This is a genomic window from Enterobacter cloacae complex sp.6700776 (genome assembly GCF_048284255.1).
Taxonomy (GTDB): Bacteria; Pseudomonadota; Gammaproteobacteria; order Enterobacterales; family Enterobacteriaceae; genus Enterobacter; species Enterobacter intestinihominis.
In genome coordinates this window covers 1-264 of sequence record NZ_JBLVYK010000313.1, presented here as the reverse complement: position 1 = coordinate 264, position 264 = coordinate 1, and the positions used below count along the sequence as shown (strand labels likewise).

1 protein-coding gene is annotated in these 264 nt (G+C 39.8%); it reads left to right on the top strand.

Annotated elements, in window-relative coordinates:
• Positions 1 to 47 precede the first annotated feature (47 nt).
• The coding region (locus ACNQ0T_RS24410) for a helix-turn-helix domain-containing protein (RefSeq protein ID WP_417930519.1) at positions 48 to 264 on the top strand (217 nt) is incomplete at its 3' end.

The window sequence follows — 264 nt, the reverse complement described above, 5'->3', positions numbered from 1 at the left end:
TTATATCCTCCTAAAAAGTAGTAAATATGATAATTGTCGGGGGTTAAATGAAGATTACTACACCAGCTATGTTAGCTGTTTCAATACGAGAACAACGTAAACAAAGCAATCTAACCCAAGCGCAAACCGCAGAACAAGTCGGTCTAAAGCAAGCGACTATCTCTGAGTTTGAGAACAAGCCTGGCTCAACTAAGCTCGAAACACTATTCAAAATTTTAGCCGCATTGAATCTGGAACTTCATGTAGAGAAGCGAGGTTCAACGT